This is a genomic window from Pyrobaculum organotrophum, assembly GCF_055384425.1.
In genome coordinates this window covers 347,867-367,742 of sequence record NZ_AP042430.1, presented here as the reverse complement: position 1 = coordinate 367,742, position 19,876 = coordinate 347,867, and the positions used below count along the sequence as shown (strand labels likewise).

At 53.1% G+C, this 19,876-nt stretch carries 22 protein-coding genes; 8 read left to right on the top strand and 14 right to left on the bottom strand.

The window, feature by feature from the left end:
* Positions 1–7: 7 nt before the first annotated feature.
* A complete protein-coding gene (locus tag ACZ49R_RS02275) occupies positions 8–130 on the bottom strand; it encodes a hypothetical protein (RefSeq protein WP_464733561.1) in 123 nt (40 codons plus the stop codon).
* Between the two features lie 13 nt (positions 131–143).
* On the bottom strand, positions 144–362 hold the full coding sequence (locus ACZ49R_RS02270) for a hypothetical protein (RefSeq protein WP_053240401.1): 219 nt from the start codon (positions 360–362) through the stop codon (positions 144–146).
* A 63-nt stretch (positions 363–425) separates the two neighbouring features.
* On the opposite strand from ACZ49R_RS02270, the gene ACZ49R_RS02265 reads away from it, so the two are divergent.
* Together ACZ49R_RS02265 and ACZ49R_RS02260 are read left to right on the top strand one after the other, a co-directional pair.
* The gene (locus tag ACZ49R_RS02265) at positions 426–1,019 is read left to right on the top strand and encodes a mechanosensitive ion channel family protein (RefSeq protein ID WP_053240400.1); all 594 of its coding nucleotides are present in this window, start codon (positions 426–428) and stop codon (positions 1,017–1,019) included.
* Entirely contained in the window at positions 1,016–2,239 is a 1,224-nt protein-coding gene (locus ACZ49R_RS02260) for a glycosyltransferase (protein WP_464733560.1), read from the top strand. Before ACZ49R_RS02265 ends, ACZ49R_RS02260 begins: the two co-directional genes overlap by 4 nt.
* A gap of 121 nt (positions 2,240–2,360) precedes the next feature.
* On the opposite strand, the gene ACZ49R_RS02255 is transcribed toward ACZ49R_RS02260, so the two are convergent.
* Positions 2,361–4,574: a bifunctional alpha,alpha-trehalose-phosphate synthase (UDP-forming)/trehalose-phosphatase gene (locus ACZ49R_RS02255; RefSeq protein ID WP_464733559.1), complete on the bottom strand. Its 2,214-nt coding sequence runs from the start codon at positions 4,572–4,574 to the stop codon at positions 2,361–2,363.
* Between the two features lie 45 nt (positions 4,575–4,619).
* Between ACZ49R_RS02255 and ACZ49R_RS02250 the strand changes: the two genes are divergently transcribed.
* A complete protein-coding gene (locus ACZ49R_RS02250; RefSeq protein ID WP_464733558.1) occupies positions 4,620–5,168 on the top strand; it encodes a class I SAM-dependent methyltransferase in 549 nt (182 codons plus the stop codon).
* On the opposite strand, the gene ACZ49R_RS02245 is transcribed toward ACZ49R_RS02250, so the two are convergent.
* The 5 genes from ACZ49R_RS02245 to ACZ49R_RS02225 all read right to left on the bottom strand — a co-directional run bounded on the left by ACZ49R_RS02245 (position 5,136) and on the right by ACZ49R_RS02225 (position 10,828).
* On the bottom strand, positions 5,136–6,347 hold the full coding sequence (locus tag ACZ49R_RS02245; RefSeq protein ID WP_464733557.1) for an Nre family DNA repair protein: 1,212 nt from the start codon (positions 6,345–6,347) through the stop codon (positions 5,136–5,138). The genes ACZ49R_RS02250 and ACZ49R_RS02245 overlap by 33 nt on opposite strands.
* A 30-nt stretch (positions 6,348–6,377) precedes the next feature.
* Positions 6,378–6,986, bottom strand: coding sequence for a pyridoxal 5'-phosphate synthase glutaminase subunit PdxT (gene pdxT / locus ACZ49R_RS02240; protein ID WP_464733556.1), 609 nt, complete (start codon positions 6,984–6,986; stop codon positions 6,378–6,380).
* Positions 6,983–7,999, bottom strand: coding sequence for a pyridoxal 5'-phosphate synthase lyase subunit PdxS (pdxS, locus tag ACZ49R_RS02235; protein ID WP_011763073.1), 1,017 nt, complete (start codon positions 7,997–7,999; stop codon positions 6,983–6,985). Before pdxS ends, pdxT begins: the two co-directional genes overlap by 4 nt.
* 302 nt (positions 8,000–8,301) lie before the next feature.
* Positions 8,302–9,375 carry a TIGR04084 family radical SAM/SPASM domain-containing protein gene (locus tag ACZ49R_RS02230; RefSeq protein WP_464733555.1) on the bottom strand — a complete coding sequence of 358 codons (1,074 nt, stop codon included), beginning with the start codon at positions 9,373–9,375 and terminating at the stop codon, positions 8,302–8,304.
* Positions 9,376–9,559: 184 nt separating this feature from the next.
* A complete protein-coding gene (locus ACZ49R_RS02225) occupies positions 9,560–10,828 on the bottom strand; it encodes an MFS transporter (protein ID WP_464733554.1) in 1,269 nt (422 codons plus the stop codon).
* Between the two features lie 635 nt (positions 10,829–11,463).
* On the opposite strand from ACZ49R_RS02225, the gene ACZ49R_RS02220 reads away from it, so the two are divergent.
* Positions 11,464–11,820, top strand: a complete 357-nt coding sequence (locus tag ACZ49R_RS02220; protein WP_464733553.1) for a hypothetical protein — start codon at positions 11,464–11,466, stop codon at positions 11,818–11,820.
* Here the strand turns inward: ACZ49R_RS02220 and ACZ49R_RS02215 are convergent.
* Complete coding sequence (locus tag ACZ49R_RS02215) at positions 11,817–12,620, bottom strand: KaiC domain-containing protein (protein WP_464733552.1); 804 nt, start codon at positions 12,618–12,620, stop codon at positions 11,817–11,819. The genes ACZ49R_RS02220 and ACZ49R_RS02215 overlap by 4 nt on opposite strands.
* A gap of 44 nt (positions 12,621–12,664) precedes the next feature.
* On the opposite strand from ACZ49R_RS02215, the gene ACZ49R_RS02210 reads away from it, so the two are divergent.
* Entirely contained in the window at positions 12,665–12,967 is a 303-nt protein-coding gene (locus ACZ49R_RS02210; protein ID WP_464733551.1) for an MTH1187 family thiamine-binding protein, read from the top strand.
* A gap of 3 nt (positions 12,968–12,970) precedes the next feature.
* Here the strand turns inward: ACZ49R_RS02210 and ACZ49R_RS02205 are convergent, their stop codons facing one another.
* From ACZ49R_RS02205 to ACZ49R_RS02195, 3 genes are all read right to left on the bottom strand, one after another.
* The gene (locus ACZ49R_RS02205; protein ID WP_464733550.1) at positions 12,971–13,756 is read right to left on the bottom strand and encodes a hypothetical protein; all 786 of its coding nucleotides are present in this window, start codon (positions 13,754–13,756) and stop codon (positions 12,971–12,973) included.
* Positions 13,757–13,802: 46 nt separating this feature from the next.
* Entirely contained in the window at positions 13,803–13,901 is a 99-nt protein-coding gene (locus ACZ49R_RS02200) for a hypothetical protein (protein WP_464734081.1), read from the bottom strand.
* A gap of 109 nt (positions 13,902–14,010) precedes the next feature.
* Positions 14,011–15,132 (bottom strand): CofH family radical SAM protein, encoded by a 1,122-nt coding sequence (locus tag ACZ49R_RS02195; RefSeq protein ID WP_464733549.1) that lies wholly within the window; start codon positions 15,130–15,132, stop codon positions 14,011–14,013.
* Between the two features lie 11 nt (positions 15,133–15,143).
* On the opposite strand from ACZ49R_RS02195, the gene mqnC reads away from it, so the two are divergent.
* Both mqnC and ACZ49R_RS02185 read left to right on the top strand, forming a co-directional pair.
* Positions 15,144–16,190 carry a cyclic dehypoxanthinyl futalosine synthase gene (gene mqnC, locus ACZ49R_RS02190; RefSeq protein ID WP_464733548.1) on the top strand — a complete coding sequence of 349 codons (1,047 nt, stop codon included), beginning with the start codon at positions 15,144–15,146 and terminating at the stop codon, positions 16,188–16,190.
* Entirely contained in the window at positions 16,183–16,902 is a 720-nt protein-coding gene (locus ACZ49R_RS02185) for an MqnA/MqnD/SBP family protein (protein WP_464733547.1), read from the top strand. Before mqnC ends, ACZ49R_RS02185 begins: the two co-directional genes overlap by 8 nt.
* On the opposite strand, the gene ACZ49R_RS02180 is transcribed toward ACZ49R_RS02185, so the two are convergent.
* Positions 16,850–17,587, bottom strand: a complete 738-nt coding sequence (locus ACZ49R_RS02180) for an ABC transporter ATP-binding protein (RefSeq protein WP_464733546.1) — start codon at positions 17,585–17,587, stop codon at positions 16,850–16,852. The genes ACZ49R_RS02185 and ACZ49R_RS02180 overlap by 53 nt on opposite strands.
* Positions 17,584–18,714 carry an ABC transporter permease gene (locus ACZ49R_RS02175; RefSeq protein WP_464733545.1) on the bottom strand — a complete coding sequence of 377 codons (1,131 nt, stop codon included), beginning with the start codon at positions 18,712–18,714 and terminating at the stop codon, positions 17,584–17,586. Before ACZ49R_RS02175 ends, ACZ49R_RS02180 begins: the two co-directional genes overlap by 4 nt.
* Before the next feature lie 28 nt (positions 18,715–18,742).
* Between ACZ49R_RS02175 and ACZ49R_RS02170 the strand changes: the two genes are divergently transcribed.
* On the top strand, positions 18,743–19,870 hold the full coding sequence (locus ACZ49R_RS02170; RefSeq protein WP_464733544.1) for a fucose isomerase: 1,128 nt from the start codon (positions 18,743–18,745) through the stop codon (positions 19,868–19,870).
* The last annotated feature ends 6 nt before the right edge of the window (positions 19,871–19,876 follow it).

Sequence of the window (19,876 nt, the reverse complement as noted above, 5' to 3'; positions counted from 1 at the left end):
ACACAGGTCATATATCTATAATTTTCTGTGGCCTCTTGGGGTTTCGAATCTGTTTACCAACCTCCCAAAGAGATGGGAGGCGGGGGGCCGTTCCAAACGGTGCATTAGCCGTATTCTCATTAAATTCCACGCCGCGAGTATTGTTATCTTTTGAAAAATGTTGTAAGAGGTATTGCTTTAATTTCGCTTCTCCTGGGGGCAAAACTATAGCAGAGGTTGCCGGTGTGGGGAGAAACGGCGACAGCCATAAGTCTCCTTTCGACTCCATGTGGGTATCTGATCTCCACCTCCGCCAGCCTGTAGCTGGCTGTGGTGAAGAGCTTTCCGGCGGCGATGTCGTAAAAACGGAGCGGTTTCTTCATCTCAATATTTGGGTGTGGTAGTATATCTACCTAATGTTTAATAACTTGTCCCGAGATCTCGCCATGGACGTCTGGTTTTTTGTGTACCACGTGGTGGTCTCCGTGTTAATCGCCGTGTTTGGGTTTGTGCTCGGGCGGCTGTTGCGGCTTCTGCTGGTGCGTCTACTGCTGAGACTTGGGTTTGACGACTGGTTTAGGAACTTTAACATTGGTAAGGCGCTACTGCGCTCTGGCTATACAGCGGGAGAGTTCTTCGGCTCCGTAACGGCTTGGCTTATCTACATCTTATCCATTCTGCTTGCGACAGCATATCTTTCTCTAAATCTCGGCAATACTGAGATATATAGTTTAATTATCATAGTGATAGGCGTCTACTTTTTTGGTTTTATTAAGTTCTTTATTATTTCGATACTGGGCTTTATACTTGTCGACGGTTTTGTTGAATATATATACAAGGGCGCCTTATCCAAAAGCGAAGTCGTAGGCCCCGTGGCGGAGTATATTAGGGTCATACTGTATCTCGTCGTCATAACCTTCGCCTTGGAGCAAGGCGGTATCAACGTGGCCACGTTAAGCGCTATGTTAACTCCCATCACCTGGGGTCTCACAGCTGCTGTGGTCGCTGTACTTGTGGCGGAGGCTTTAAAAAAGAGATGAACATCGCAGTTGTCGCGCCGCAGAGCTCTCACTGGGAAGATCTACACCGCGCTGCCTTGGTTTTAGTAAAGGCGCTTAGAAGACTGGGTCGCAAGACGTGGCTTGTAACTAGCGTATATCACGAGGGCCGACCCGTCGTAGACCCCCAGATTGTAGAAAAAAGCGAAAACGGATATGTGGAGATTGAGGCGGACGTGGCTGGGGTCCCCACGATTAGAGTCCTCAGCATGAAATCCCTTACTCCGCCCGGCGGCGTTGTTTTAAGAAGCTTTGGGAAAATCCTTAGCACTCTCCAGGAGAGGTATAGCCTGGATGTGGTCGTCGTCATAGCTAGCTTTTGGAACGGCCCCGAGGAGGTTGCTAGGTGGGTTTCTATAAGAAGATCGCTTGTCGAATTGGGAGAAGCTCCTAGAAGACCCTTCTTTGTCTTCATACCTGCCTACTTCGTGAGATTTACAGCTCTTAGGCCTATCGACGCCGCGGCGAAGCTGATGTGGTCTATGCTTAATATGCCCTATATCCTGCGACAGGCAGATCTAGTTCTTGTCTGTTGCCAAGCGGAGGCCGAGGAGCTTAAACAATACGGCATATCGCCTGGCAAAGTCGTTGAGTCAAAAAGCTGGGTAGACCCAGATTTCATAGACGTGGAAGACGTCAAGAGACCTAAGGCCGCCGAGGACTTCGACTTATATGTGTCATACGTGGGGCCTTTAGATGAGGAAAGAAACGTCCAAGCGCTCATCAAAGTTGCAGAAAGACTTTCTCGCCTTGGCAATGTGGCTCTAGTGGCGGCGGGAGGCGGCGACGCGTTAGAAAAAGTGAAGAAAGAAGCGAAGAGGCGGAAAAACCTCGTCGTCGTTGAAAGCCCCGATTTAAAAACAGTCGCCTCCGTAATCAAGCATTCCTTCGTCGGCGTTGACTTCTCACGCTACGAGCCCATGGGAATAAGGGCTTTGGACTACCTATACATGGGCGTGCCGTATGCCACATCGCCTGCCTCTAGAGGAGCGTGGTATATCTCCAACGGCGTAGACGGCATCCAGCTGAGCAACCCCGATGACGTCGAGGGCTTCGTAAACTGGGTCTCCACGTTGATGAAAAGGCCTGAACTAAGGGACGAAATGGCTACTAGGGCTAGGAGGAGGGCCGAGGGCCTTACCGCTTTGAGACTTGCCGAGCTTCTGCTAAAAGCTGTCGAAGGACGCGCGCCTCGCCCGTAGCGCCCCCTCTGAGGCTCGGTTCTGCCCGCAGAGACGACATGACGACAGTCGCAGGCGAGGGTCGTCGGGGCTGGCGATGCCCTCAGAGAGCCGGGGTGTTAGCTCGTGGGAGGGAAATTCATTAAAAGTTAGCTAGCCGTTTCAACAACTCTCTTAGTTCTCGGTAAGATGGAAGATTGTATCTAGCTGTGGTTTCGCCTGCGCCTACCTTTATCGTGTATGTCTCTTCTGGCAAGGCTTTAAACATGTCCTCATCTGTGGCGTCGTCTCCTGCGGCTAGTACGAAATCGGGGGCGATTTTTTCCAGAAGTAGCTTAGCCGCTGCGCCTTTGTTTACGCCGGCTGGCCTAACTTCGACGACCTTGCTTCCGCGTATTACGCTGAAATCTGCACCGCCTAGGAGACTCTCTAGGGCTTCGATGAGTCTAGCCGCCATAGTTTCACCTAGCTCTGGCTCCACGTTTCTATAGTGCCAAGCTATTGCCGACTCCTTCTCCTCTATGTAGGACCCCGGAGTTGCCGCAACTACGTCCTCCATCACCTTTCTAACAGCGGTTTTCCAGCTTACGTCAAATGGGAAAAGTTGCGTCCAGTTTTTATCCACGTCTCTGATGAAAGCGCCGTGTTCGGCCACGAGATAGACAGGGAGATCTCCGAGCCAGCTCTCTAAAAACTCCTTGTTGCGGCCGCTGACGACCACGACACTGGTGTTTGGAACGTTGGATAGTGCCTTTAGGATGCCTAGCAGTTCTGGGTCTGGCACGGCTTGGTATGCGTAGGGGTAGTGCGGGACAAGCGTCCCATCGTAATCAAGCAACAGTAGCCTTCTGCTTGAGGCTCTGAACTTCGCCGCTATCTCCGCAGCCGTATTTTCATCGACCGGGGTCGGCGTCTTCGTGTAGGCCGCTTCGCGGTTTTCAGCATAGGCTAGAGCCGTTGCGTGTATAAGCTCGGCTGCCCATTTAACAACGTCGTGTTGGCTAAGCCTCTTCTGCATTGCCTTTATCCTCCTGCACTGCTCCTGGAGATCCATCTCCAGAGCCCTTGCGATGGCCTCTGCCACGCTGCTTTCGTCGTTGGGGTTTACTATAAGCGCCTCTAGAAGCTCGTGCGAGGCGCCCGCCGTCTCGCTGAGTATGAGAACCCCCGTACAGTTCCTCCTCGAAGCGACGTACTCCTTTGCCACTAAGTTCATGCCATCTCTAAGCGGCGTGATTAGGGCAACATCGGCGATATTATAAAGCGCCAGAAGCGTCGGCGTGGGGATAAAACGCGATATATAGACGACGGGGGTCCAGTCCACCTCGCCGAGTTCGCCGTTTATACGCCCAACCTCTCTTTCTATCTCCCTCTTCATAGCTTCATACTGAGGCACGCCGACTCTCGATGGCACAACCACGAGCACAAAGACGGCCCTCCCCCGCCACTGTGGATGCTCCTTCAAGAAGCGTTCCCACGCTTTCAACCTGTTGAGAACTCCCTTGGTGTAGTCCAGCCGGTCAATAGAAAACACTATCTTCAGCCCACGCAACCTCTGTCTCAACTTGTCTATTTCCGCCGCAACCTCGGCCCTCTGGGATGAGTCGTGGAAGAAGGCGTAGTCGATGCCTATGGGATACGCCCCAACCCGCACCCTCCTCCGGCCGACGCGCACAATCCCGGACTCAGCTCTATATCCCAGAAATTTAGCCACAGCCCTCAGGAAGTTGCTCACATATTCATACGTGTGGAACCCCACCAGGTCGGCCGCCAGCACCCCCTCCAATAGCGTGTTTCTCCACGTCGGCGGCATTAGTTGGTAGATCTCGGCAGGCGGAAATGGAATGTGTAAGAAGAAGCCCACAGCCAGATCCGGCAAAAGCTGACGTAGAAATGCCGGCGTGAGCATGAGGTGGTAGTCGTGAATCCACACGATATCGCCAGGTTTTGCTATCGACGCCACAGCCTCTGCATATTTCTTGTTCACTCTGACGTAGGTGTCCCAAAACCTCCTTTCAAAGACTGTATATACTGTAAAGCCGTGAAAAAGAGGCCAGAGAGTTGAGTTGCAGAACCCCTCGTAGAAGAGCTCCACCTCTTCCGCAGATAGCGACACCGGGATGAGCCCCCGCTCTCTAAGCTCTGATTCCACCTCGTCGGTCTCTAACTCTGCCTTTACTCCGGACCATCCCACCCACAAGACCTTTGTAAAGCCGAGCCCCCGTCCCCCCTCTGTCGCTCTTAGAAAGGAGTTTATGGCTGTGGCGAGACCTCCCACCGCCTCTCTAAACTCCACCTTCCCATCTCTATATACGACCGTAATGGGGAGACGGTTGGAGACAACGATGAGTTTCACATTACCACAGGGCAAAAATATATATGAAGGTTTTCCCTATGGCGTGTGAAATTTGAAAGGTTCGGGCCCCTCTCTTCCGCCTTCTACAGTTTGTTGGTGTCTCTAGGCGTGTTTGAATGGGCATATGGCGCCACCTACAAGGCGGTGGAGAGGTTGGTACCTCATGGCGGCCGGGTGCTAGAGGTGGGGCCTGGCGTCGGAGTCCTCCTTAGGAAGCTGTCTAGCGCCGGCTACGACGCCGTGGGGATAGACGCCTCTCCTGACATGCTTAAGAGGTCCCGAGCCAAGTCAGTAAGTGTAGCAGGTGTGAGCTTTTTCCTCCCCTTTAGGGACGAGGTCTTTAACGCCGCAGTGGCGCTCTTTACTCTACACCACTGGGGCGAGCACGGCCCCTCTCTACGCGAGGTCAAGAGAGTGCTAAAGCCCGGCGGTTTCTTCATCGTGGTGGAAGCGGATCAGGCGAGGCTCCCCCTCGTGGGGAGCCATGGTTGCACCATCCGCTGTCTGCAGGATGTGCTTAGCGCAGAGTTCGAAGTTTTTATAGAGAGGAGATTCCCCCTACTATTGGCTTTCGCCAAAAAGCCTAGATCTTAAAATATGGACTAGTCTAGAGACAGAGAGCCACTTTTCTATCGGTATCTTCATGAGGGTAGATGCGGCGTAGAGCGCGTCTTCAAGCGTGTCGAAACGGGCTGGCTCGCTACGGAGGGCCTCCCGCACGTTTTCTCTTACCCACCACACGCCGACGGGAGTTGTAAATCCTGTATATACTTCTCTCCACGCCACCACCGCCGCCTGTCTCCTCATGCGGTACAGCGCCTCAGCTACAGCAAGCCTAGCTGCGTAGTAACAACCGCCGATCTCCGGGTAGTCGTCTCTGCCACGATACAGCTCGTAATCTGTCTCAACTGCGAGGCCAGGCCCGGGGTTCCACACGGTGCCTGGCTCAAAGGCCTCTCCCCATTCATAAGCCCACCTCGAGGGGGCCAGTATCACGAGGAAAAGGTTGCCGGGGGCTCTCCTCAGGTAGAGGTAGTAGCCGTCCACCGTGTCGAACTCTTTGATCTTCTCCACTAGGTGGTCAGACACTATCTTGTCCACCGCCGTGATGGCCCACCTCGTCGGCACGAGCCTCCTCCGCCGCCGGGTTCCCAGGGCCCCGACGCTAAGGGCTCTAGATATGTAGCCCATGTCAAACCCCGACCTGTACAGCGTCAAAACCGCCTCTCTAGCGTCTAGGTCGAAATCGCTGTATGCCTTCTCGGCTGACTTCGGCAACTTCGGCGATCCCTCTGTTTTAAATTCGGCGAGAGGCGCGGCGGGCCCCATTGGCGGGGCGTACTCACTTAAATATACCCCCCTCGGCTCTCTTCTAAAACGTAGATCGACATCTACAGGTCTCTCGGAGAGGGCGATCAGCTGGATCTCCTGAAGAGACCTCGGAGGGTCAGCCGCGTTGTCTACACGGATCTCCAAGCCGCCCCGATATAGGGAGAGACGCATGGCGATGAACTTTTCCAGAGGGATCTCAAGCCACCTCCTTGGGTCTTCATATAGCGAGGTGTCCCCGAGCTCGGGCGGGGCGGAGGGGTAGATCCTCACCTTTGGATATCCAACTCTCCCAACAAAGACAGACGGCGGGCTTGAGCCAGATAGCTCTCTCGAAATTTTTATCCTAAAAGGCGCCGCTAGCTGTCTTACAAGAAGAGGGCAGTAAGACAAGCCACAGAGGTATCTACCCCCTCTGCACCTGACACAGAGCTCTGGCTTCACAAATTACTCTACTACGAAAATTAATAACGACTATTTCTTTGCTAAATTGAGCATATATTTATGCACCACAGTAGTAGATAGCTCAGGGTGGAAGGCCGTGGCCACCATGTGGCCTTGGAAGGCGGCAGCGTATATCTGGCCTAACTCCGGGTGTTTGAGGGAGGCGGCTAGTCTTGCATCTCCCCAAGCCTTTATAAAAGCTGGAGCTCTTATAAAGACGGCTCTCACAGTCCCAAGTTCTCCCACTTGTAAATCCACTTCAAAAGACTCCCTCTGTCGGCCAAAGGCATTTCTAATAACGGCTATGTCCATAAGCCCAAGAATCGGCTGTTTAGTCTCGCCGACTACCGAATCTCTCACCTCCTTGGCGAGGAAAATCGCGCCGGCGCAAGTGCCTAGAGTCGGGAGCCCCTCCTTGATGGCATCTCTGAGGACGTCTAGGAGGCCGGTCCTCTTGGCAAGGGCTCCTATTGTCGTCGACTCGCCTCCAGGTATAGCCAAAGTTGCGATTTCCCTGAGGTCCTGCGGCTTTTTCACCTGTATCACCTCTATAGATATACCCAGCTCTTGAGCCGCCTTCTTAAAGGCTTGTATATGCTCCTCTACGTCGCCCTGGAGGGCTAAGACACCTGCCTTCATACTCCTCTTACTTGGAGGAGCTCCTCGGGCTTCAGCGTTTTGATGTCTATGCCCATCATGGCGCTTTTCTCGCTGACCATCCTCTGGGCCTCCACTACCTTCTCCGGGTCGTCCCAGTAGGCTGTCGCCAACACGATGGCCTCCGCCCTTTCTCTGGGGTCTTGACTTTTGAATATGCCGCTACCGACGAATATCCCGTCTGCCCCGAGCCACATCATCAACGCAGCGTCTGCCGGCGTCGCTATGCCGCCAGCGGCGAAGGTCACCACGGGGAGTCTCCCGAGCCTCGCCGTGAGGGCTGTCAGCTCTATTGGGGCTTGGCACCTCCTGGCGTAGTCCCTGATCTTCTCCTCGTCCCCGGCTCTCAGCGCGGCCGACAGCTCCTCTATTGCCCCGTATAGAGCCTTGAAGTGTTTCACGGCCTCGCTTACGTTGCCCGTCCCCGCCTCGCCCTTGGACCTAATCATTGAGGCGCCCTCGGATATCCTCCTCAGCGCCTCGCACAGCTCGCGGCACCCGTTGACGAAGGGCACCGCGAAGGCCCACTTGTTTATGTGGTGTTGTTCGTCCACAGGCGTGAGGACCTCTGACTCGTCTATGAGGTCCACCCCAATCTCCTGTAGGATCACGGCCTCGTAGTAGTGGCCGATCCTCACCTTAGCCGAGACTGGGATGGTGATGTGGCTCATGACCTCCTCTATCACCTTCACGTCTGCCATCCTGGCGACGCCCCCGGCCTTTCTCACGTCGTAGGGAAGCTTGTCCAATACCATGACGCCCACGGCGCCCGCCTCCTCAGCTATCTGCGCCTGCTCGACGTTGGTGACGTCCATGATGACTCCCCGCCTGAGCATCGCCGGGAGGCCTATCTTAACTCTGACAGTCCCCACCTCGGCCTCGGGGAGAGGCTTAGGCCAGGTCACCCCCGCCTCCCTAAGCCTATCTCTCACCTCGGCAAGGCCGTAGAAGAAGTCCCTGATCTTCTCCAGCTGGGTGTACACCTCTCCGATCATAGGTCACATATTACCTCTCCATAATAAATTTTTCTAGTAGCCGTCTCCGCGTCGCGACTCTCTTCACCGCCCCTCCCTCCATGTAACTCTCAATTGTGGAGTACAGTGCCCGTTCCAACCGCTTTCCAACCGGCTTCTGGAGACTCTTTCCATAAAAATGGGGGAAATTTCGAGAACTTTTTCTATGGGGAGCTATTTTGTTTCGCCTTTGTTTTCAGATTTCTTTTTCTTACAGGGCATGTCTTCTCTGGGAAGTAGATAATTAAATTTGTGTGTATAATCCCGAAGTAATATCTACTTCGTCATGGTATAACTTCTGTGGAATCTAAAAGAGGGTCGTATTCTAACCGCTCCTTCTCTACTACCCCGGCGTTGACAAGTCTCTTTAGCCGGGGGGCCTCCTCTTCCAATATTTTAATCGTCTTTTTCGTTACCATACATACTGCATCAAAGCCCTCCTCGCCCCAGTAGTTCTCATAGTGAGTATAAAGACAACGGCCGCCGCAGACGTGTCTATATTCGCAGAAGAAACACTTGTCCTTTAGGCGTGGCGCCACGCCGTTGAGCCCAGTCTTTATGTGGCCGGCGGTAGCCCACTTTTCCGAAACTGCAATGGGGCAGTGGAGAATCCTCCCATCTGTATTTATGGCAAAGGCGTACCTCCCCGCCCCGCAGGGAACCCAGCTGTAGGGTCTTATCAAAAGGGCTCTATATATGCCGAGGATGGGGATCACTTCCAACACCCTTCCCCTCTCGGCCTCCGCGAGAAAGAGATCTCTCAGCTTTTTAACGCCGGGGAGGTAGCTCTCTTCGGCCCAATTTAAAAACTCGCGGGGTGTCCACTCGTCTGTCCATATGACATTTAGTTGCCAATGTACTGCATCAAAGCCGAGGGCTAAGAGGTGGGTGACGTCTCTATATATATCCGACCTCTTCGCAACAGTCATCCTCGCCACGATTTTACACTTACACCTCACATCGTCTTTAAGCCATTTCAAAGCCTCTACCACTCTTTTATACACCCCAGGCCCTCTATAGTAATCAGTGACTTCCGGAGGCCCGTCTATGGAGAGGAGGATAGTGGAGAACCTCTGCCAGATTTCGGGCGGGAGCCTTCTCACAAACATTCCGTTTGTCTGTATGCCAAAACGCGCGTTGGGCAAAGCCTTTAGGACGTCTACTATGTATTGGACATTAAGTAGAGGCTCGCCGCCGTAGAAAAAGACTATGGGCTTTCTATCTCTCTGCGCTATGAAATTAACGACTTCCCTTGCCGTAATCTTGGGTCTCCAGGGGGAGTAGTTGTTGTCAAAAGAGCCCCCACAGTATTTACACTTGAGATTGCAAGCCCCAGTGGTTAAGATAAACCAAAGCACGTAGGTTTTGAATTGCCTTTATTTATGTGGAACACCCCCTACTTCTCCCTGGCCCTCTGGGAACCGCCCTCGGGTATGGGGGCGGCTCATCTGGGTGTTAGTTTTATCGCTAATTGACGCCCCACGCCCGGGGCCATGGCTCCGGGCGCGCCCTCCCAGAGAGGGCCGGTGTAACAAAGGGGAACTAGTCTAGAGGTTTGTCCTTAGTCTCAGGCATGAGTGTAAGTGCTACAGCCAGGGCGAAGCCGGCTACTATATATGTGTAAAATAGCACGCCTGCAATTGGGTTGTTAAGCCAGTAGGAAATCGCTTGTACTATCGATGGCGTAAAGCCGCCAAAGACGCCAATGCCTAGGTTAAATGAGAGAGACATGGCCGTGTATCTCACCTTAGTGGGGAATAGCTCAGCTAGCGCCGTGCCAAGCACGCTGAAGGTAAACGCCGTGGCGAGTATGAGAACAAAGACGCCAAGCGTGACTAGAGCTAGGTCTTTAACTCCTGTCAGCCAACTGAAAATTGGATAGTACGTGGCTAACGCCATAGCGAGACCTGCCGAGTAGATTACCCTCCGGCCTACTTTTTCTGAAAGCCAGGCGTTGAGTATATAGAACGGTAGCTGGAGTACGCCGGCTATTCCCACAGCGAAGTTGGCATCGACAGGGCTGAGCTTAGGCACGCTTGTGAGAAATGGGAATATATAGCCGGTCGCTGTATATGCAAGGACAGAATGTCCCGCCGCCACAGCTATGCCGACTAAGATATAACGTGGATACTTAACCACCGCCTCTATCAGAGGTATCTTCGCCACGGCTTTCTCGCTCTTAATTTTCTCAAAGAGGGGGGTCTCCGTCAGCTTTAGACGTAACACTAAGCCAAGTATAGTTAACACGATAGAGACGAGAAATGGCATGCGCCAGCCATATGTCTGAAAGTCTTGGGGCGGCAGAAGTTTGGCCGCCGTCACAAGCGTCAGCGAAGAAAGGCCAAGGCCCAACGGCGGAGTGGCGGCAACAAAACCAGCATAAAACGCCCTATTACGGCCGGCCGCATGTTCAAGTACATATGTTATAGCCCCGCCGTATTCGCCGCCGAGGGAAATACCCTGTAGGATTCGTAATAAAGTCAGCAATATAGGCGCTAGAATTCCCACTTGGCTATACGTCGGCAGAAGCCCCATGAAAAACGTCGCCATGCCCATTAGGAGAAGAGTGGCGATAAAGGTGGTTTTTCTACCCACTTTATCGCCGAGGTGGCCAAAAACCACGGCACCGACCGGCCTGACGACAAAACCTGTTGCAAACACTAGCCACGTGAGTAAACTAGCTGCTATGGGGTCTCCCTTTGGGAAGAAATTCGCCATTATGTAGGGAGATAACGATGCATATGCAAAAAACTCATACCATTCAATTAGAGTTCCGGCCATCGATGCCGAAGTTACAAGTCTTATAGACATAAGGTTGGATAAAAGAGGTGTATATATAGCTTGACAGACCTATATAAAATGGCTATCAACACATCTCATCCCCCTATCTCTCTCTTGGCCCCTCGCTTCCCTCCCTCTGCCCCTCTGGCACATGTGCCTAAAGACCGCTTGTCTCCAGGCAGTGACGCTTGGGGGCTTTCTCATCGTCCACGCCTTCATTGTCTCTGGCGTGGGGTTATCGGGCGTGGGGCCGGGCGGCACGCGGCCCTCCGCAAGCGCCATCCTCTCGTGTTTGCGATGGCGACAACGTCACAGCCCCTTCCATCCCTGGCGAAGCAGTAGGGAAACCTTGAGACGATGTCTCTCGTTAACCGGCCTCCCACACTACGGAAAGAAGACGATTGTTACTACAAACAGAAGGCCTCGCCCCTTAGGGCGGGGAGGGAGTTATATACGCGATGAAAGTCCCTTTTCTATGAGACGGACTACAGCATTAGTTGATTGATCTTAGACGTCTAGTTTCGCTACTTTCGCTTAACGTCCTCTATCTAACGATCGGCAATCCGCCGTCTCTTCACACGTCGGAGACTCAGGTATACCTCATCTCACCGGGTGTAACCAATATACTCTTTTGAACCTTTTTAAGTTTGTAACTTTTATAGAGCGTGAAGCGGTTTGCACAACTTCGTTACTTATGGGCCTACCTCACATTTAGGGATAGACCTGTTGTGAAGAGAGTTAGAGCTGAAGAAGGAGAGGTCGTAGAAGAGGTATTGAGACTGTGTCCAAGGCCGTATAGGATGCTCTGTTATATGGCTGTTAAAGAGCTGAATATAAGTCTTGCGGCAATTGCTGAGAGAGGCAGAGATGTCCCAACGGCTGTAGCTCTAGCGTTTGAAGACGTTACATCTGGCCGGCCCGACCTCCCGCGTTTTTGGCGCTATATTAACACTGGCGACCCAGGCGTCGACATAAGAGCCATACTAGATAAGTGGAGAAGAGCCGCCAAGCGCCTTTACTAGGCCTCCTCTAGCACTATCCCTCTGCCAGACTCTATTCTAACTCTAAACGCCTTTGTGGCGTGTGCCGTCATTCTCATCTTTTTTATTATTAGCCAGCGCCTTATCTCCTTGGCGCTCTCTACGTCATCCATCCACATATGAATCACGCCGTCTGCAATATGCTCAAGCCCAAAGCCGTAGGCTTGTCTTGTCGTAGGCGCGTATTGGCTTGTAAGCATGGCTGTTACGTTTTCTCTATGTGTAGCAATTTTGAGTTGGTACGAGTACTTACGTGCCATGACCGGCTTGTCTACCCAGAAGGCGGACATAGAGTCTATGACTAGGCGGACGTGACGCTCCGGGGTCCCCCGCTCCTTAGCCACGGCCAGGATCTCGTAGGCCTCGTTTATAGCCTCGATTAGGGTGTCTATAGATAATGCGGCGTAGCGTCTCACTTTGTCTGGGCTCTCCTCCTTAGACTTCTCTGTCAGTTGGCGCGCTACCTTTAGAAGCCCGAATATATCGACGACGACAATCTCTGGGAGCTCCTCCGGCTCTTTTTTCCAGGCGATGTTGTAAACAGAAAACTGGGAGAAGTCCATCCCAAGCTGTTTAGCTTGTTCTATCACGTCTCTAAACTCTTGCTCAGTGGTGACATATACCACGGGGTCTCCTGACTTTAGCCCCGCGTAGGCAAAGTGTATACAGAGGATCGACTTTCCCACGCCGGGTTCTCCAGTAACTACAACCCAAGACCCCTGGGGGATCCCTCCCTCAAGTGCGCGGTCTAGCGTCTCTACGCCGGTTGAAATTCTTTTCACGTGGCTGTACATGTACTATTTTAAAAACCCTCTCTTTCTATAACATGGCAAAAATGGTAGTAAGTCTCTCAGTAACGCCACTTGGCACAGGTTCCACCAGTCTCTCTAAGTATGTAAAAAAGGTCACCGATATTATCAGAGAGTCAGGCCTTAGGTATCGGACAGGCGCCGGCTTTACAGATATAGAAATAGACTCATATCGCCAACTCGCCGACTTGCTAGACAAAATCGAAAAGACGTTGGTAGACATGGGCGTTCAGCGTATCTCCTACGTTGTTAAAATAGATAGGAGGATAGATAAAGAGCTTTTTATAGAAGAGAAGATAGCGCGAGCAGAAGGGATTTAAAACTCAAAGTTTTTTAAAAACGGCAGGATCAGTCCCCGAGACGGCCGTAGGCCGCCTATGAAAGGGGCTCCGGACAACTACGCAAAAAACTTGTATATGCCAAATTGTAACAATCGGCATTAGAAGGAGAGTTGCCGTTATGTAGGTTGCCGTGTTTATTCTCCTGCTGTAGTAAGTGAGGGCAGGGAAGGCAGAGAGAAGCAGCCTGGGGATAGAGATAGCCGGCGTGCCTATTGTAAAGAGGAGGGAGATAGATTCAAGAAGAGTATAACGGAGGTAAAGGCCTTTTAGGGCGGTTGCGCCAATGAAGAAGAGTATTTCAAACGCAAGGTTTCTAACAAGCCAAATCTCAGGCGTAATTCTCAAGCTGGAGATCCTCCAGTCGTATGAGATAAACCAGCCATCTAATAGCCACTGGATCTGCTGAATGGGGGCGGCGGGCTCCGCGCCCCAGTACTTCCGTTGCATTTCAAAATAGGCAAGTGGCGAGCCCAGCGCGACCGTGTGCCAGAGGGCTACTGCAACTACTGTAGCTAATGGAAGAGAGATATGTCTAAGTCGCCATGTCTTTAAAAAAGCCGGTAGCCCCAGCGCCAAGTTGTATTTTATCAATACTGCCGGGGAGAAAAAGACCGAGGATAGAAGAGGCCTTTTCGTGGCGTAGAGTAGGGCGGCTGCCGCAAAGAAAAGAGCTATGCTCTCTGCATATGGCATAGTGGTATAGAGCACGTAGGTGGGGAAGAGAGCTAGGAAAAGCGCTGTTTTGAAATCAAATAATCTTTTAACCACGAGAGGCATTAGATAGCTAAATATATTTGCCATGATAGCCGACGTCTTAATGACGTCTATGCTTGTGGCTACGGCAAATGTTTTTTACTGCTAAGGGGAATAGTGGAGGGAAGGCGTAGTCTATCTCTTCTCTATAGCCAAACATAGCAATTCGCTGGAAGTGTTGGGCGTCCCAGGCGCTGGTCCATCCGGGGGCCCAAATAACACAGAACTTGGCGACTGTCAGAAGGAGAACTAAGACAGCGTCTTCTTTATCAAGACGCATTGAGAAATATCGTCTTTCTGTGGAAGGTATCGCGGAGGGCAGGTATTTTTCCAACTTCTCTAACTATCGCGGCAAGCTCCTCTATTGTTGCGCTATGTGTAGCGCCTGCAGATCTTAACACAGTCTCGTTATACATCGTGCCTACGAGGTCGTTTGCGCCAGCTAAAAGCAGCGTAGAAACAAGTCTTTTCCCAACTGAAAGCCAATACGCCGCCACTTTGAGTCTGTCTAACAAGATCAGCCTAGCTATTGCGGTGATTTTTACGTCGTATATAGAGGGGGCGACAGTTTTGACAAGACCCCTCTTGTACAGCTCTGTGTTGTACGGGTTGAATTTGACAGGTATGAAGAGCAAGAGGCCGCCTGTCTTTTCCTGTAGTTCTCTAACTCTAAATATGTGGTCAACTACATGTTCTACCCTCTCTACGTGGCCGTAGAGCATTGTGACATTACTTGGAATTCCCAACTCGTGGGCTATCTCGGCGATTCTAACCCACTCTTCGCCAGATATTTTATACGGCGTAATTACCTTTCTTACATCTTCTGCAAATATCTCGGCGCCGCCGCCAGAAATAGCGTCAAGCCCAGCCTCTTTCCAACGGGAGAGTACCTCGCGGACGCTTGTCTTCCAAAGCTTTGCGTAGTAGGCAGCTTCGGCCATCGTCGGGCCTTTTATCACCACGTGGGGCACCCGCCTTTTAACAGCCCTAAACAATTCGTCAAAATATTCAGGCGTTAAGAGGGGGTTGAAACCCCCGTTTATATGGAGCTCTGTCACGCCGTATTCCCTAACAAACATCTCGACAAGGGCGGCGGCTTCCTCCGGCTTTTTCACGTAGCCCTCTGGATGGCCCGGAGGTCTGTAGAAAGCACATATAGGACATCTCGCCACGCAGATATTACTATAGTTTACTACGACGTTGTTAACAAAAGTAACGACATCTCCAAAAAACCTCTTTGTCAAGTAGTCGGCGGCTTTTGCTAGAACGAAGACGTCCGCCTCATTAAATATACGCGCCGCCTCTGATCTGTCAAGGCCTCTGAGAGCACTTTCGATAATGTAGGAAGTATCTAGCACAACGACTTCTGCTAAAATATTAAAAAATGTCATCCTCACTGATCGTGCCTTTGTTTAAAAGAGACGACATAGAAGAGCTCCTAAAGGCAGATCTCTGGGAGCTCGGCCGTAGGGCCTATGAAATAAGGCTGAGGACGTATGGCAAAACCACTACCTTTATTTCAAATATGGTTTTGAACTATACAAACGTATGTGTAGTTGGATGCTCTTTCTGCGCTTTCTACCGGCCGCCGGGCCACCCCGAGAGTTATGTATATATGGTGGAGGAGGCGGTCAAGAGAGTGTTGGCTATAGACGCTAAATACGGCATTAGACAAGTCTTGATACAAGGCGGGGTTAACCCCGACGTAGGCATTGAATACTTTGAGGCGCTTTTCCGCGCCATAAAGACAAAAGCTCCGCACATAGCTATACATGCACTTTCGCCACTAGAGATAGACTATCTATCGCGGAGAGAACGCGCCACATATCGAGAGGTGTTAGAGAGGCTGAGGGAGGCTGGCATGGACTCTATGCCAGGTGGCGGCGGTGAAATACTTGTCGACAGAGTGAGGAAGGAGGTCGCGCCCAGGAAGATAGATAGCTCGACTTGGCTTAGAATTATGGAGGAGGCACATAAAATCGGCATCCCAACCTCAGCTACGATGATGTACGGCCATGTTGAAACTATAAGCGACATCGCAGAGCACATGTACAAAATTGCAGAACTCCAGGAAAAAACAAAAGGCTTCCTGGCTTTTATCGCTTGGAATTTTGAACCTGGAACAAGCGAACTTGGCAAACGTATAAAATACCCAAAGACATCGGCTACGTTGTTGAGAATTATAGCTGTGGCGAGGATAGTTTTTGACGGCATTATCCCCCACATACAAAGCGGTTGGCTCACCACGGGGCCGGAGACTGCGCAATTGGCTATGTACTTTGGCGCAGACGACTTCGGAGGCACATTGTACGAGGAGAAAGTCCTCGAGTGGAAACGCATTGAAACGCCGATAGATAAAAGAGAAGATGTAATACAAATCATAAGGTCGGCGGGCTTTACCCCAGCGGAGCGGGACAACGTGTACAACGTCGTCAAGGTATATGGTTAGAGTTGTAAGAATTCGATACGCCCACAGCGACCCCCTCTTCTGGCGGGCAAAACTCGACGTGGTAGAGGCCGGCAACCTAGAGGCGGCCCGCCTCTTGAGGGAAGGCGCCGCCGACATAGGCTTTGTCCCAATAACCATGGCCGCCGAGCTAGGCCTTCCCATAGTGCCGAGACTAGCTATATACAGCACAGGGCCTATATTGTCGGCAAGAGTCTTCAAGGGGCGCGGGGCGAGGGGGCTCTGCGCGGTGAGTGAAACCACTGTAAGCGCAAGGGTAGTGAACAAGTTGCTCGGCGTTTCGCTAGAGACTGTGGAGGACCCCTGGGCCGCTCTTGACGCATGTTCCGAAGTTTTGGTAATCGGCGACGAGGCTCTGCGGATGATCGACAAAGGGGTCCCCACCCTTCTAGACATCGGCGAGCTCTGGCAAGAGCGCGTTGGAACACCGCTATTTTTCGCTGTCTTGGTCGCGAAGCCGGGGGCCGAGGGGCTTGAGGAGGCGGTAGCCGAGATGGAGAACTCCCTCGCCCACTTCTACGAGAACCCCACCCCTCTTGTTGAATCCACGGCAAGACGCCTCGGCGTAAGCCGGAGGCTCGTTGAGGAGTACTTCCAGAGATCCCGCTATCTGTTGAACAGCGACTATATACAATACATAGTCAAGGAGACAGAGGTGCTAGGTCTCCCCCGCCCGCGCTTCCTAGAGCTCTGACGAAGGCCTCCTCCAGGTCGGACGCTCCGTACAGCTCCATGAGTTGCTTGGGCGTGCCGTGCACTATCACGACCCCCTTGTCTATGAAGTACACCCGGTCGCAGACGGACTCAACCTCAAGCATGTTGTGGCTTGAGTAAACCACGGCGGCCCCCCTCGACTTTGCGTAGTTCTTCACCAGTCTCCTCATCTCGACGGCGTGTATCACGTCGACTCCTGTCGTGGGTTCGTCCAGGAGTAGCGCCAACGCGCCCACTGTTAGCAAGGCAGCTACGACGAGCCTACGCCTCATGCCCTTGGAGTAGGTCTTGACCTTGTCGTCTACGCGTGGGCCAAGGCCCGAGATCTCCACGGCCTCTCGTACGTTGTCGACGCCGTATAGGCCGTGTATAAACTCTATAAACTGCCTCCCTGTGAGGTTGTCGTAGGGCAGAACCTCCTCTGGCAGATACGCGAGATACCTCCGTCTCTTCTGAAACTCCGGCGAGTCTGTCCTAACGCCTAGAACCTCGGCGTAGCCTCCGTCGGGCTTGAGAAGGCCCGCGAGAACTCGCAACGTGGTGGTTTTCCCAGCGCCGTTTGGTCCCACAAGCCCCACGACCTCCCCCGCCCGCGCCTCTAGGTCCACTCCCCTGAGGGCCTCCAGGCGGCCGAACCTCTTCCTAACCCCCACCGCTCGAATCATCTCCTCCACCGGCTGGTCACTAGGTACTCCGCAGTGACGACCTTAGACACGACATAGAGAGCTACGGCCGCCAGCGCCCAGTCTATCGCAAGTAATAGATACATCTCGCTCCATTTGCCGAAGAGAGAGGCCACGGCAATATAGAGTGGGTGTAGAAGAGGGTCTAGCTTAAGCCAGTCTGTCGGGGCGAAAAACACAACTACCGCAGGTGCGGCGAAGAAAAACACCACCATAGTTGCGACGCTCTGCGCAGTTTTGATATCCTCGGCGCGGCTGGCCAAGGCAAAAGACACAGCTACCACAAGGACAGATATCGCTAGGATAGACAACGCCGAGAGTGCCAGGGTTCCCGTGGGCAGAGACAGATGTGGGATCTCTCTAGGCTGGGGGACTTCGGGCAGATAGGCTAAGTTTGCGAAGTACACCCCGTAGCCGACCATGAAAACGGCGAACTGTATCAACATGAGGAGGATAGAACTGACCAGTTTGGACAGAACTAACGCGCTTGGCGTAGCCGGCGTGGCGAGTATGAGCTCTAACGTCCTCTTCTCCTTCTCTACCCCCACCGCAATGGCAGCAGTCGCCGCCACAAGTAGAGGCACCATTAAGGTGATCACGAAGGAGGCTATGTAGAGGCTCAGCAAGGCGCCGGCTTCGGCCTCCCCCAGCCACGCCCCGTCGAAGTACAGGCGGAGGGTGACGTTGACGAGCGTGGGAGGCACGCCCGCCTCTCTTGCCAGCTCCTCCGCCGCAGTTCTCAAAACTGCTGGGGCGACCAGCGAGGGGAAGCCGCCATATCTCCTGTACACCTCCAACCTCGCCGGGAAGGTGAAGTTCCTCGGCACTATCACGACGTAGCTGTACTTCTCAAGCAACGCAGGCGTAAATTCGCTGTACACCACGCCGCCAAGAGCCTTCAGCTTTTCCACATACCGATGCCCCAGGTCGTTTGTCTCGTTTACCACTACGGCGAATTTCTGTGCCGCCGCGGCTCCGCGGATAGAGACCCCCATTAGGACGCCCATGAAAACCAAGGCAACGAAGCCGCCTAGGAGGGAGAGGAGGAAGTATCGCGAAGTCAAGATCTCCCTCATATCCTTCACCACGAGAGCGATGAAGACGCCCACGTTTTTATAGAGGTGAATTTAAAAATGTATGGCCTACTTCTTGGCCTCGGCTGTACACGGGGTCGACTACGTCGCCGAGGTGGAAAGATATGTCGCTAGATATGTCTCTCTCAAAAATCCGGAGAGACCTGAGGGGGAGAGGTTCCCCGTTATAATCCACGGCACCGGCGGGACAACAGCTCAAGCGCTAGAACTCGTGGAGAAGGCTGGTGCACGTGGCGCAGTTCTCGTGGGCTTCGGCGAGTACAACAGCTTCGCAAGTGCACTACACACCAAGGCCGAGCTGGAGGCCTCGGGCCGCACGGCCGTCGTCTACCACTGCCCCTCCTACGCTGAGTGCGGCCCAGTTTTGGCTAAGGCGGTTAGGGTCTCTGCCGCCGCCTCCTCTCTCATTGGCGTAAAGGCCGTGTTGATTGGGTCGAAGACCCGCCAAGCCGACATAGTGAGAGAGAGGTTCGGATGGCACGTGGAAGTTGTGTCTCTGGCCGACTTCGAATCAGCGGCGGCAAACTCGGAGCCCGACGGCGAGGCTCTTTTGTTATTTAAAGACGAGAGGATGGCAAAGGTGACGGCTGCCCTCCGCAAGCTGGCATCTGGGGCTGACCTCGTCGCTATACAGTGCTTCCCCTTCTTGATAAAGGCCAGATACACCCCGTGTCCAGCTCTCGCATTGTTGAACGCCAAGGGCTCCACAGTGGCGTGTGAGGGAGACCTCTCGGCTGGCTTCGCCATGTTGTTGCTGAGGAGACTCGCCGGGGGAAGCAGCTGGATAGCCAACGTTGTGGAGAGCCGTGGCGAGAGAGCCACCTTCGCCCACTGCACGGTGTCGCTAGACCTAGTGGAGCGGTGGTGGACTATGCCACACTTCGAGTCGGGCCTGCCCTATGGAATCGCCGGGGAGCTGAGGAGAGGCGTCTACACGACCGTGTCTATCTCGCCGGGGTTTGAGAAAGCGGTTGTGGGCCGGGTATACGTCGAGCGAAGCGGCAACTACCTACAGAGCGCATGCCGCACTCAGGCCACGGTTAGGTTTGAGAGGCCCGTCCGCCTGGAGGCGGAGGCGCCAGCAAACCACCACGTCTTTGCGCCTGGCGACGTGGCCGCCGAGGCTGCAGACGTCTTAAAGCTCCTCTCTATCTCAACCGTTATATACTAAGGCTTT